The sequence below is a fragment of the Pontibacter arcticus genome (genome assembly GCF_003284895.1).
Taxonomy (GTDB): domain Bacteria; phylum Bacteroidota; class Bacteroidia; order Cytophagales; family Hymenobacteraceae; genus Pontibacter; species Pontibacter arcticus.
Genome location: NZ_QMDV01000004.1, coordinates 51,693 through 64,919, shown reverse-complemented (window position 1 = coordinate 64,919; position 13,227 = coordinate 51,693). Strand labels below are relative to the sequence as shown.

Genomic DNA, 13,227 nt, shown 5'->3' with positions numbered 1-13,227 from the left:
ATGTTGATGCTTAATTAAAGGAATATCCAAGCGAAACTATAACAGAAGAGGTGCTGGCGCTGGATATGGAATTGCTTTCTTTATCGTTAATGCGGGAAAGGGCAAGATCGAGGTTAAGGCCATTGGTTTTAAAGCCGATCCCGAAATTGGGTTGCACACGCTTATCGGTTCCGCCATTAAAATTTCGGGTTTCCTGGTAGTTATTAAGGCCGCCGCGCACAAAAACGGTATTCGCGTACGCCAGCTCCAGCCCAATATGCGGGTCAACGGAAACGACATCAGATTTCAGGAGCACATTTCGCCTTCCGTCAAACGTAAAGTCGATGTCAGTTGCGAGCAGTGCCGAGAATTGATCTGTTATTTTAAAGGATTTGCCCACACCAAGTACTAAGCGGGGAAGGGTAAGTTCAGCATTGTTTTCGGGAAGGTCGTTGCCGGTTTGCAGGTAGGCTTTTTCCAGCTCTTCTACATTATGCGTCCAGGCGGTAAAGGTGGTTGTAACATCTTTTGCCATTACGCCAAACTGCCAGGTGCCGCGCTGCAATTGGGCACCGACATCAATCCCAAACCCATACGCATTGGCAAAATCTCCTACGTTACGGTAAATAAGTTTCGCGTTTGCTCCCAGGCTCAGGCCTTCTATCAGGTTGCTTTTGCGGGCATACGAAAGTATAAGCGCATAATCTGCTACCGAGAAAAACTTGATACTGTCATATTGAATGTAGCCATACTCGTTCTGCAGCCTTCTGGTATCGGCAATATCATCCACACCTAACCTGATAACGGAAATTCCTAAAGCACTCTTCTCATCTAAAGGCATGGCAAAGCTCCCGAAGTCGTTTTTTGCGATACCGGCAAAGAGCTCCGAGTGCATCAGGGCTACATTATACTTATCTTTTAAAGTCAGCAGCCCCGCCGGGTTCCAGTAGCCGGCCGTGGCGTCGCTGGCAATGGCAGACTGCACATTACCCATACCCAGCGCTCTGCCTCCCACCCCGATGTTCAGGAATTCATTGCTATACTTTGGAGTAGATACCTGTGCATGCACTGCCAGCGAACTTATGCAAAGCGCAGCCAGCAGTATCAAACGGAGAGAAAAAATATGCATACTAGAAAGTAGAGTTTTATTCATTTTGAAATTATCAGCACAGAGAGCCTAACTAACTATATAGTATGGTTTGGCAGTTTTCACCCCCTAACACCTTATAAGCTAATTTAGTTGAGTTTTCAGAAAGTATATTTTGTACCAAAATTACTGATTATTAGCGATAAACCGCAGAAGTATAAACCCTTTTAAAAATGTATCGTAAATAATTTTAAACAGTACCTTGTTTTACATAGTACCTTATATTACATTTGCCTTAACAATAAACGGAACCATCATGAAAGTAGAAAACACACAAGTGCAGATGCGGAAGGGAATTCTGGAATTCTGCATTCTTGAGATTATCTCTCGTGGTGAAGCCTACGCGTCTGATATGTTGGAAGAGCTTACAGCAGCCAAAATGATTGTTGTGGAGGGTACACTCTACCCCCTGCTTACCCGCCTCAAAAACGCATCGCTTCTCGACTATAGCTGGGTAGAATCTACCTCAGGGCCACCACGAAAATATTATACGCTCACCGAGACAGGCACTGCTTTTCTGATGCAACTCCGGGAAACATGGCGGGAACTGGTAGACTCCACTGAATTCATCATCCAAAACAAGAAAGCGCTTTAACCATGAAAAAGAACATAAGTATAAATCTGCAAGGCATTATCTTTCATATTGAGGAGGACGGATACGAACAGTTAAGAGCTTATTTAACCTCCATCAGAACATACTTCTCGAACTACGAAGGGCATGAAGAGATAATAGCTGATATAGAAGGTCGCATTGCGGAGATCTTCTCGATGCGCCTGGCACCTGGCAAAGAGGTCATTACACAGGAAGATGTACAGGCTCTGATTGCACAGATGGGCGGTGTTACCGATTTCGAAATTCTGGAGCCGATGGATGAGGAAATACCCTATACCGGTGCTGATTCAACTACTACGGTGTACTCAGAAAATCAGACTTACAACACTGGTCCTAAGAAACTATACCGCGACATTAACCGCAAAGTAGTGGCAGGTGTGTGCTCCGGTATTGCCAATTACCTGAACATTGATGTGGTTTGGATCAGACTGTTTTTTGTTCTGTTTGTGGTGCTGGGCATCCTTTCTGCAGGCATTTCTGCAGCCCTGGGCATCTTTATCTACATCATACTCTGGATAGCCATGCCGCAAAACGACCAGCTACCCGAAACTACTGTTAAGAAACTGTACCGCGACCCTGACGATAAGAAACTGGCCGGTGTGGCAAGTGGTGTTGCCAAGTATTTTGGCACCGATGTAGCCGTGATCCGTATCCTGTTCCTTGTTTCGTTTTTCCTCGGTGGGTTTGGCCTGATCCTTTACATTGTGCTCTGGATAGCTGTACCGCTCGCTACCACGCTTACAGAACGTATGCAGATGCAGGGCGACCCGGTTACACTGGCTGGTATTGAAAGAACGCTGAAGGATAACCTCAACATGAAAGATCATAATGGCGAGGAAAACACACTGGCAAAAATAATATTACTGCCAATCCGTCTTATTGCGCAGATCTTTAATTGGATGGGCACAGCCCTTGGACCTGTACTTGCGTTCCTGGTTACACTCATCCGTATCGGGGCTGGCGTATTTTTACTGGCTACGTCTATCGGTCTGCTTATCGCGCTGTTTACAACCTTCTTTATAAGTATAGGGGCTATTGAAAATTCTGAATACATGTCTTTCGGTGATTTTCCGGCCTCCGTGTTTCTGGAGGGCTTCCCCCGGCTCGGACTGGTTACAGGTTTTCTGGTAGGCTTGATCCCGCTTATCTTTCTGATTTTTCTAGCGATCGGGTTACTGGCCAAACGCTTTTTCCTACGCCCGATTGTAGGCTGGTCGATGTTCGGATTGTGGTTGGTAGCACTTATTATTATGATTGCCAGCATTGCCGCTTATGCCACTAACTTTAAACGCTCCGGCGAGATAACCACAACCAAGGTAATACCTGTAACAGCCTACCAAACCGTAACCCTGGATGCGTATGATACCGGCGATAGCTTCGATCATATCTATGTGGATGTACGCGAACACAACGGCGATAATATCGAGATTATCCAGACGATAGAAGCCAAAGGCAGAACCGAAGAAGAAGCAAAACAACATGCCCGTATGGTAACGTACCGCGTGGTGCAGCAAGACTCTGTTATCCGTTTCGATGATGCGTACCAGTTTAAAAAAGGTGCCGCTTTCCGCGATCAGGACCTGGAAATAAAGCTGATGCTTCCGAAGAACAAAAAAATCAGACTGACAGAAGACTTTATTTACATGTTGCCAATTGCCACGTTTATGCAGGAATACAGCAACGCCAAAATTGCCCGCAATACCTGGCAGGTAAAAGGCGACCAGCTGGAGTGCTTAACCTGCGCTGCAGACACGCTTGACACAGAAACCGATAATAGCTACGAGGATGCCAATGTAAATGTAGACATTGATATGGATGGCCTGAATGTAGGCACAAGTGCCTTGCTGGATAAAGGCCAGTACAGCAGCAACACACAAACGTTTGACTACAAGGATTTCGACGAGGTAAGTATAGGCGGCCCGTACCATGTGCAGATCAGACAAGGAAACACATATAGCGTAAAAGTACAAGGCAAAGGACGCGATATCAACAGAATGGAGATCAGCAAGCGTGGCAGCGAACTGAACATCGAGTTCGAAGATAAAACCATCGAACTGTTTGATGACCGGGACCCTATCCTGATTTTGATTACAGCGCCTGAGTTCAGCAAAATAGATTTAAGCGGAGCTATCAAAGCTGACATCGGAAACATATCAGGAAACAACCTGGAGCTTGGTTTTTATGGCGCAACCAAAGCGGCTGTGAATGTACGCACCCAAAACCTGAAGGTGGATATTGCCGGTGCTTCTACTACATCCTTCAGAGGCACTACCGAGGTGCTGAAACTGGATGCTTCCGGTGCCTGCAAGATAGATGCAAACCAACTAAAGGCTGATGAAGTAACCATCGAGACCAGTGGGGTAACAAAAGCCGATGTTTATGCTGTTTCTACGCTACGGGCCGATGCTTCAGGTGCCAGCGACATCAGTTACCGCGGCAACCCTGGAAACACTACAATTGATGCTTCCGGAGCAAGTAAAATTAACCGGAAATAAAATTTATACTTTCTGATCAGCCTGAGCCATGTACCGTTCAGGCTGATTTTTTACCCGCCCTTGGTACAAAATAAAACCAATGAATTGATTTATACTTCACTGCCTTTCCAACTATGAAAAATCTATACCTGTTTTTGCTGCTTATCCCGGTTTTTGTTCTTAAATCAGATAAGTAGCCAAAGTATACTTTACAGTATACCTGATTTATACTTTGGTTTAAGCCTAAACCTGCTGCAAGCCTTTTTCTTTACCGCGCTCAAGTAAAAAAGCAAAGGCAGCTTCGTACTCATTCTTTACTTTTCCTTCCAGTATAGCTTCTGTTAAAACCTCCTTCAGTTCGCCCACCGTTTTAGATGGCGACAGGCCAAACGTTTCCATGATGATTTCGCCGGTAATAACAGGCTGAAAGTTGCGCAACTGGTCGCTCTCCTCCACCTCTACTAACCGCTTTTCTACTTTATCAAAATTCTGAAGATAGCGTTTTACTTTGGTGTCGTTTTTAGAAGTGATATCAGCCCGGCACAGTTTCATCAGCGCATCAATATCATCGCCGGCCTCAAACAGCAATCTTCTTATAGCCGAATCGGTTACGGTATCTTTTACCAGTGCAATAGGGCGCAGGTGTAATTTTACCAGTTTCTGCACAAATTTCATGTGGTCGTTCAGCGGCAACTTCAGGTTTTTAAACAGGTTGGGCACCATGCGGGCACCACGGTCTTCGTGCCCATGAAACGTCCAGCCAATTTTGGGATGGTAACGCTTGGTATCCGGTTTGGCAATGTCGTGAAGTATAGCCGACCAGCGCAGCCACAAATCATCCGATACCTCGGCTACATTATCCAGCACCTGCAACGTATGGTAGAAATTATCTTTGTGCGTGTTGCCGTTTATCGTTTCCACACCATGCAGCTCCACCATTTTAGGGAAAATAAGCTGCAGCAAACCAGAAGTAAACAGCAGCTTAAAGCCGTAAGACGGCTTCGGGGAAAGTATGATCTTGTTCAGCTCGTCGGTAATTCTTTCCTGCGATACAATTTTGATCCGCTCCTTATAATCCACGATGGCATCAAAAGTATCCGGGTCGATATCAAAGCTGAGCTGAGAAGCAAAACGGATGGCGCGCATCATGCGCAGCGGGTCATCGGAAAACGTGATGCCGGGCTCTAAAGGCGTCCGGATTATTTTGCGTTTGATATCTTTTATACCGCCAAATTCATCGAGCAACTGCCCGTAATCTTCTTTATTCAAACTGATACCGAGGGCGTTAATCGTAAAATCGCGTCGCTTCAGGTCATCTTCCAAAGTGCCCTGTTCTACTTCGGGCTTGCGTGAATGCTCTAGGTAGGACTCTTTGCGGGCACCTACAAACTCTACTTCCCAGCCATCGGTTTTCAGCATGGCCGTCCCAAAATTTTTGAATACCGTTACTTTTGGTTTGTGCGGCAATTTCTGCGCGACCAGTTCGGCCAGCGCAATACCGTTCCCCACGCACACCACATCAATATCTTTAGAAGGCCTTTTAAGCACCAGATCCCGAACAAAACCGCCGATTACGTGGGCATCAACGTTTAATTCTGCGGCTGCTTCGGCTATTACTTCAAAAACAGGGTGGTTGGGTAACTGTATCTTCTCCATCATAAAAAATAAAACCTCAGACCATGAAACACAGCCTGAGGTACAAATTTAGTTTTTTTTACTGAAAGGATTAATCCCGTAGCACTGTCTGGCTACCGTCGGCTTCTAATTTTACGATGCGGGATGGTTTTGCTTCCGATTTTTCGTCCTGCCGCCAGTTTACCACATAATCCACCTTGGATTTTATACTTTCTGAAATCTCATCAAAAGACGAAGCAGTACTTTCTCCGCTTACATTAGCAGATGTAGACACAATCGGGCGACCAGACTGGCGGATCAGGCGGCGGCAAAACTCATCGTCTGGTATGCGAACGGCTACTGTTCCGTCTTCGGCAATTACCTCTTTGGCTAAATTCTGAACACCAGAAAGCACGTACGTAGTTGGCCTTTCCTGTGCAGCAATCATATCCTCTATGTTATCAGGCACATTTTTCACATAGCGTTTCAGCATTTCCACGTCAGCCATCAGCACAATCATCGTCTTGGCTTCGTCGCGCTGCTTGATCTTAAATATCTTTTGTGCAGCTCTGCTGTTTTCGGCGTCGCAGCCAATTCCCCATACCGTATCAGTCGGGTAAAGAATCACGTTACCAAGTATGATTTCCTCTTCGGCGGCCTGTATCTCTTTTACTAACTGGTTCATGTGTCTAAACTGTTAAGTTATTGATGGTTAAATTGGTATCTGGGTAAATTGTTAAATTACAGTTGGGTAGGCAGAGGGCGTTATACTTTTTTAAAAACAATTAACAATTTAACAAGCGACAGTTACCTGATCTCCTGCGTCAGTTCAATTAGAACACCGTTGGCACTTTTAGGATGTACGAAACAAACCAGTTTATTGTCTGCTCCTTTCTTAGGGGCGTCGTTTAAAAGTATAAATCCTTCACTTTTCAGTCGCTCCATTTCTTTCAGGATATCTTCTACCTCAAAAGCGATGTGGTGGATTCCTTCGCCGCGTTTCTCAATAAATTTACTGATGGCACTATCAGGCGTTGTGCCTTCCAGAAGCTCAATTTTTGTACCGCCTACCCTGAAAAACGAGGTATTTACTCCTTCTGATTCTACGTGCTCGGTCTTGTATGGCTCAACGCCTAACAACCTGAAATATAAGCCATTTGCCTGGCTAAAATCCTTTACAGCGATTCCTATATGTTCTACGTTCAGCATTTTGTATTTGTACTTAGTCTAAGTAAGGTTTTTTTTGTAATTTTGTACCGAATTCAAAACTAATCATTTATCGAGTCTGTTATTAAAACAGGAAAAAAATAGTTTATACACGTAATATGCTGACACTACCTATATATTTAGATAATAACGCTACTACACCGCTTGACCCGCGCGTGCTGGATGCGATGATGCCCTACTTTACAAACATGTACGGTAATGCGGCATCCCGTAACCACCCTTTTGGCTGGCAGGCAGAAGAAGCAGTAGATTATGCTCGCGAGCAGATCGCTGCCCTGATCAATTGCTCTCCGAAAGAGATCATCTTTACCTCTGGTGCTACCGAAGCAGACAACCTGGCTATTAAGGGTGTTTATGAAATGTACGCTTCAAAAGGTAACCACATCATTACAGCTACTACTGAGCACAAAGCTGTGCTGGATACTTGTAAGCATATCGAGAAAATAGGTGGTAAAGTTACTTACCTGCCTGTTAACGCCGAAGGTTTTATTAACCTGGAAGAACTGGAAGCAGCCATTACACCTCAGACAATCCTTATCTCTATCATGTATGGAAATAACGAAGTTGGTGTAATCCAGCCAATCAGAGAGATTTCTGCAATTGCTAAAAAGCATGGTATTCTTTTCTTTACGGATGGTACGCAGGCAGTTGGAAAAATTCCGGTAGATGTGATGGCGGATGGTATTGACCTGATGGCCTTCTCGGCTCATAAAATGTACGGCCCTAAAGGAGTTGGTGCGTTGTATGTGCGCCGCAAGAACCCACGTGTTAAAGTTACTGCCCAGATGGACGGTGGCGGACACGAGCGTGGCATGCGTTCCGGTACGCTGAACGTACCTGGCATTGTCGGTTTAGGTAAAGCCTGCGAAATTGCAAAACAGGATATGGAAGCTGATACAGCCCGTATTTCTGCGATGCGCGACCGCCTGGAAAGAGAGTTGTTAACAATGGAAGAATCGTATGTGAACGGCTCGCGTGAGCACCGCTTGCCACATGTTGCCAACATCTCGTTTAAGTATGTAGAAGGCGAAGGTTTGATGATGGGTGTGAAAGACCTGGCTGTTTCTTCCGGTTCAGCTTGTACATCAGCTTCTTTAGAACCTTCTTATGTACTAAAAGCGTTAGGCTTAAGTGATGATCTGGCACACTCTTCGCTACGTTTCGGTCTGAGCCGCTTTACGACGGATGAAGAAGTTGATTATGCGATCAACCACGTAAAAGAAGCAGTAACCAAACTTCGTGAAATGTCTCCGCTTTGGGAAATGTTCAAAGAAGGAATCGACCTCAACTCTATTGAGTGGGCAGAACATTAAAATCAATTAAGAATTAGAAATTACGAATTACGAATGAGGCAAAACCAATTTCGTACTTCGTAAAGTCTGATTCAATTCATAATTCTTAATTAATAATTCGTAATTAAATATAGCTATGGCTTATTCAGATAAAGTAATTGATCATTATAGCAACCCACGTAACGTAGGTACGCTTGATAAAGCAAAATCTAATGTGGGAACAGGTTTAGTAGGTGCTCCTGAGTGCGGCGACGTAATGCGCCTTCAGATTGAAGTTGATGAAAACCAGATTATTACCGACGCGAAGTTCAAAACGTTTGGTTGTGGTTCTGCAATCGCTTCTTCTTCGCTTGCGACAGAGTGGCTGAAAGGCAAATCAGTTGATGAAGCATTGGCTATCGACAACATGGACATTGTGGAAGAACTGGCATTACCTCCGGTTAAAATTCACTGTTCTGTATTGGCCGAAGATGCTATCAAATCTGCTATCAACGATTATAGAGTAAAGAACGGCATGCCTGAGTTAGAGCTGTCGAAGTCTCACCACTAAGCCAAAGACTCATAAAATGGAGTCAAACACTGAGGTGCACGTTGAAAGTGCACGCCTCCAGAAGCAGATTGAAAACCACTTAGGAATAGGCGGTAACAGTCTGCTTTTTGAGTTCAGGGAACTGGACAACAAAACCAGGCTCGACCTGATCACGGTAAACCCCAGGCATAGTCAGTCGTTTTTGCTGCACACCGAAATCGGTTACGACCGGATGGATGTATTGCGCAAAATGCTGACCTATGTACAAAGTTACCGTGATAAGGAAAGCTCGTATACCGTACAGTGGATGGCCCGCGAAGACAAGGAGTTACAAACTTCCTACTTCAGGGCACGCAATGTATACGAAGCACTGGATAAATTATACTTTGGCCGAGACATGAACACCATTACCGTTTTTAGTGTAGTGTTAAATCCTGTCTCTTAATTTATACTTATTATGATCACAGTTTCAGATAAAGCAAAAGAAAAAGTAGTCAAACTGAAGCAGGATGCGCAGTTAGATGATACCTTTCGCCTGCGTGCATCTGTTGCAGGTGGCGGTTGCTCCGGTTTATCCTATAACCTTGACTTTGATGACGAGGTAAAACCGATGGACCAGGAGTTTGAAGACAAAGGCGTAAAAGTGGTAGTTGATATGAAAAGCTTTTTATACTTAGCCGGTACCGAACTTGATTTTTCGGATGGCCTGAATGGGAAAGGTTTTTACTTCAACAACCCGAACGCTTCCCGTACCTGCGGCTGCGGCGATAGCTTCTCTGTTTAAAAATTTATACTTTATAAAAGCGAAGGGCTACCAACAAGTTGGTAGCCCTTCGCTTTTATGGGTCTTATCAGTTTTTTACAAAGCGCCTTACCTGCTTTTTGCCACTCCCATTCATAATTACCAGAAAGTAACTGCCAGCCTTCAGATCAGCTACATTTATAGTATAAGTCTGCTCTCCTACTTTTGAATGCTGCGTCAGAACTGTTTTGCCGGCTTTATTAAGTATAGTTAACTGATTTATATGTTGGGGTTGTTCAATTGCAATGTATACTTCCTGCGATACAATAGTTGGGTAAACCAGTGGCTTACTTAGCAGCTGGCTGTATACCTGCACCACATTAGAATAGGTAAAACTTTCGTCTTCATCAACCTGCTTTAACCGGTAATACAGCGTTCCGACATCGGGTGTTTTATCTGTGAAAGTATAAACCTGCCTGTTTTTCGTTGTTCCCTGCCCTTTTATACTTCCTATACTTTTAAAAGCTAGACCATCTGTACTTCGCTCAACCAGAAAATAATCGTTCTGGTGTTCAGAAGCTGTTTGCCAGGTTAATTCTACCCCGGCTTTCGCCTTTATGGCTTTAAAAGAAGCAAGCTCTACAGGCATTGGCGCAGGCTCATAGGCCGTATTCCAGGAAACAGTGAAGTCATCTATCGCTAGCGCGTGGTCTGCTTCAACTTCATCAGCATCTTTCCAGCGTAGCATCACATAATGTCCATCGGGTACGGTTATAGCTAAATTACCTGACAACTGTTGCTTGTTAGCAGTTGCGTTCCCATCCAGGATTGTTCCTGTTATTAAAAAGTGAGGCGATCTAAATGTTAAACCAGGTACTTCAATCCAGTTTTGATCGGAAGCAGGAGAAAGGTTAAAGCTTGCATTGTCGCTACTGATAGCATACCAAAAGGTAATTTTGTGTTGAGGAGCGGTTTTATTGGAAACACGCCACTGCTCTCCCCAAAAGTTTACATCTATGGAAGTAATGGCGGTGCCGGTTTTATTCTGAAGCGTTACACCCCAGGCAAACTCACCGGCAGTTGCTGAACCGATAGAGCCAAGCGCTCTTTCCGTTGAGCTAGTGGCACCGTAGCTCATAAGGCCTCCTGTATTGTTAGAGCCGTTATTAGCTGTAATTGTATTTATAGACTTCGTACGCTGTACGGTCCAGCCCGGGATTAACGTGCTGGTGCCATTTTCCCACACTGCAGTACCCGAAGCAGGCAATGCATCAAAATTTTGACTATAAGTAGTCAGGTATTTAGTCATTGCAATTTGAGCTTTTACCGTTTGTGTTTGCATAAGACTCCCTACTAAAATCACCAACCCAACTAACCTCCGACCCACCTGCAATAGCTCCATAGTTATACTTCTAAAATTATTTAAAATTTTGAATACCAAGCTAACTAAAGACTATAACTTAAAGTTCAAGCGATTACAGATTTAATCAGCAGAAACAAAAGAACTCAGATAATAAAATAAGTACAAATCAACAGCTATACTTTCAATTCATGTTCATACTTTGATGCAGTATATTCTAACGGTTATTCAATCCTAATTACCCTTAGCTTGGAAAGGATGAAACAGTAGATGTGAGGATGAGAATGTTAAAGTATAGGCGTAAAAAAAGACCTGCCTCCGGTAAAGAAGCAGGTCTTATAATTTTTATAAAAAAGGAAACTTAATAAGCTCTTCCGCCTTTGTTTTCCATGTAATTCATAAAAGCTCTGTTCACCACACCTGTACCACCCGGTGTTGGATAGTTACCTGTAAAATACCAATCGCCTTGGTGGTTAGGGCAAGCCTGGTGCAGGTCTTCGATGCGCTGGTAAATCACTTCTACCTCAGCATTGATATCCGCTGCTTTCACGATCTGAGATACTTTAGCAGAAATTTCATCAGCCGTAAACTGATCGTATATTTCTTTCAGATAGTTCGTTTCTGTAAAAGCGGGTGTGCCAACTGCATCCGAACATTTCTGATAAACCTCCTGCAGCATATGCTCTCTGTTATGATCTTTCAGTAGGCCCAGCATCGCACGGAAAGCAACAAACTCCTTTAACCTCGACATATCAATACCATAGCAATCGGGGTAGCGGATCTGCGGCGCACAAGAAACGATGATGATCTTCTTCGGCTCCAGTTTGTCCAACATCTTAATGATAGATTTCTCCAGCGTTGTGCCACGCACGATCGAGTCATCCAGTACCACCAGCGTATCAATACCTTTCTTTACTACTTCATAAGTCGTATCGTACACGTGTGTCACCAAGTCGTCGCGGCTGTCGTTATCTGTGATAAATGTGCGAAGCTTTACATCTTTGATCACCAGTTTTTCGGCGCGTGGCTTAAACTGCAGAATTTCGTCCAGTTGCTCTTCCGATAACTCCTGGTTCAATATAGTTTTCTTACGATAGGCACGCAGGTAATCTTCTATGCCTTTCATCATACCCAACCAAGATGTTTCGGCAGTGTTCGGGATATAAGAGAATACCGTGTTTTTCAGATCGTAATCTACAGCTTGCAAAATCTGCTTGCACAGCAGCTTGCCCATGTTCTTGCGCTCTTCGTAAATTTCAGGATCGTTGCCTCTGGAGAAGTAAATGCGCTCAAAACTGCACGATGTACGCTCGCCTGGCTCCATGATCTGCTTCAGTTCCGGATTACCGGCTTTATCCACGATCAGGGCATGGCCCGGCGTAATTTCTTTGATGGCACTATACTCTACATCAAAAGCGGTTTTAATGGCAGGTTTTTCAGAAGCGATCACCACCACTTCATCATCCATATAATAATATGCCGGGCGAATTCCGTTCGGATCACGCACTACAAACGAAGCACCGTAACCCGTAAGGCCCGCCATCGCATAACCACCGTCAAAGTCTTTACAGGCCCGCTTTAAAACGCGCTGTAAATCAAGTGTCTCCTCAATCAGGTTGGTTATTTCAACGTTTGAGTGGTCGTTTTTATAATAGCCGAAAAGCGCCTGGTTTTCTTCATCGAGGAAGTGGCCTATCTTTTCCAGTACGGTAATGGTATCTGTTTTATGCTTTGGGTGCTGGCCCAGCGCAACGAGCTTATGGAACTGCTCATCTACGTTGGTCATGTTAAAGTTACCGGCCACAGCTAGGCTTCGGCTACGCCAGTTGTTTTCGCGCACCATCGGGTGGCAGTTATCTACGCTATTGACGCCGTGCGTACCGTAACGCAGGTGGCCTAAGTACACATCTCCTAAAAAAGGCATGTTTTCCCATACCCAGCTAGTGTCTTTTGCCGGATTCTCTTCTTTCAGCTTTTTAAATTCTTTCCCGATCTTCCCGAAAATGCTGTCGATGGCGCGGGTTTTAACAGAACGGAAACGGCTGATATACTCCATGCCAGGGCCGGCATTTATTTTTATACTTGCAACTCCTGCCCCATCCTGACCACGGTTGTGCTGCTTTTGCATCAGCAGGTACAACTTGTTTACGCCATACATGGGGGTGCCATACTTTTCTACGTAATATTCGATTGGTTTCCGGAGCCTGATCAGGGCAATGCCGCACTCGTGCTTGATTGAATCGCTCATTC

The 13,227-nt window shown here is 44.5% G+C and carries 12 protein-coding genes; 6 read left to right on the top strand and 6 right to left on the bottom strand.

Annotation, left to right across the window (positions count from 1 at the left end; genetic code table 11):
* Nucleotides 1-10 precede the first annotated feature (10 nt).
* A complete protein-coding gene (locus DP923_RS13020; protein ID WP_125047731.1) occupies nt 11-1,108 on the bottom strand; it encodes a putative type IX sorting system protein PorV2 in 1,098 nt (365 codons plus the stop codon).
* A gap of 274 nt (nt 1,109-1,382) precedes the next feature.
* Here DP923_RS13020 and DP923_RS13015 point away from each other — a divergent pair, with 274 nt between their 5' ends.
* Nucleotides 1,383-1,721, top strand: a complete 339-nt coding sequence (locus tag DP923_RS13015) for a PadR family transcriptional regulator (RefSeq protein WP_112306694.1) — start codon at nt 1,383-1,385, stop codon at nt 1,719-1,721.
* 2 nt (nt 1,722-1,723) lie between these two features.
* On the top strand, nt 1,724-4,234 hold the full coding sequence (locus DP923_RS13010; RefSeq protein WP_112306314.1) for a PspC domain-containing protein: 2,511 nt from the start codon (nt 1,724-1,726) through the stop codon (nt 4,232-4,234).
* Nucleotides 4,235-4,456: 222 nt separating this feature from the next.
* Here DP923_RS13010 and DP923_RS13005 read toward each other — a convergent pair whose 3' ends face one another.
* From DP923_RS13005 to mce, 3 genes are all read right to left on the bottom strand, one after another.
* Nucleotides 4,457-5,869 carry a CCA tRNA nucleotidyltransferase gene (locus DP923_RS13005; protein WP_112306313.1) on the bottom strand — a complete coding sequence of 471 codons (1,413 nt, stop codon included), beginning with the start codon at nt 5,867-5,869 and terminating at the stop codon, nt 4,457-4,459.
* A gap of 70 nt (nt 5,870-5,939) precedes the next feature.
* Nucleotides 5,940-6,512, bottom strand: coding sequence for an L-threonylcarbamoyladenylate synthase (locus tag DP923_RS13000; RefSeq protein ID WP_112306312.1), 573 nt, complete (start codon nt 6,510-6,512; stop codon nt 5,940-5,942).
* Between the two features lie 122 nt (nt 6,513-6,634).
* Nucleotides 6,635-7,036 carry a methylmalonyl-CoA epimerase gene (mce, locus tag DP923_RS12995; RefSeq protein ID WP_112306311.1) on the bottom strand — a complete coding sequence of 134 codons (402 nt, stop codon included), beginning with the start codon at nt 7,034-7,036 and terminating at the stop codon, nt 6,635-6,637.
* 116 nt (nt 7,037-7,152) lie between these two features.
* On the opposite strand from mce, the gene DP923_RS12990 reads away from it, so the two are divergent.
* The 4 genes from DP923_RS12990 to DP923_RS12975 all read left to right on the top strand — a co-directional run bounded on the left by DP923_RS12990 (nt 7,153) and on the right by DP923_RS12975 (nt 9,659).
* The gene (locus DP923_RS12990; RefSeq protein ID WP_317047282.1) at nt 7,153-8,367 is read left to right on the top strand and encodes an IscS subfamily cysteine desulfurase; all 1,215 of its coding nucleotides are present in this window, start codon (nt 7,153-7,155) and stop codon (nt 8,365-8,367) included.
* A 115-nt stretch (nt 8,368-8,482) separates the two neighbouring features.
* On the top strand, nt 8,483-8,896 hold the full coding sequence (gene iscU, locus DP923_RS12985) for a Fe-S cluster assembly scaffold IscU (RefSeq protein ID WP_112306310.1): 414 nt from the start codon (nt 8,483-8,485) through the stop codon (nt 8,894-8,896).
* A gap of 16 nt (nt 8,897-8,912) precedes the next feature.
* Nucleotides 8,913-9,320, top strand: coding sequence for a hypothetical protein (locus tag DP923_RS12980; RefSeq protein WP_112306309.1), 408 nt, complete (start codon nt 8,913-8,915; stop codon nt 9,318-9,320).
* A gap of 12 nt (nt 9,321-9,332) precedes the next feature.
* The gene (locus DP923_RS12975; protein WP_112306308.1) at nt 9,333-9,659 is read left to right on the top strand and encodes a HesB/IscA family protein; all 327 of its coding nucleotides are present in this window, start codon (nt 9,333-9,335) and stop codon (nt 9,657-9,659) included.
* Between the two features lie 67 nt (nt 9,660-9,726).
* Here the strand turns inward: DP923_RS12975 and DP923_RS12970 are convergent, their stop codons facing one another.
* A complete protein-coding gene (locus DP923_RS12970; protein ID WP_112306307.1) occupies nt 9,727-11,019 on the bottom strand; it encodes a T9SS type A sorting domain-containing protein in 1,293 nt (430 codons plus the stop codon).
* A 319-nt stretch (nt 11,020-11,338) separates the two neighbouring features.
* Nucleotides 11,339-13,225, bottom strand: a complete 1,887-nt coding sequence (locus DP923_RS12965; RefSeq protein WP_112306306.1) for an amidophosphoribosyltransferase — start codon at nt 13,223-13,225, stop codon at nt 11,339-11,341.
* Between the last annotated feature and the right edge of the window lie 2 nt (nt 13,226-13,227).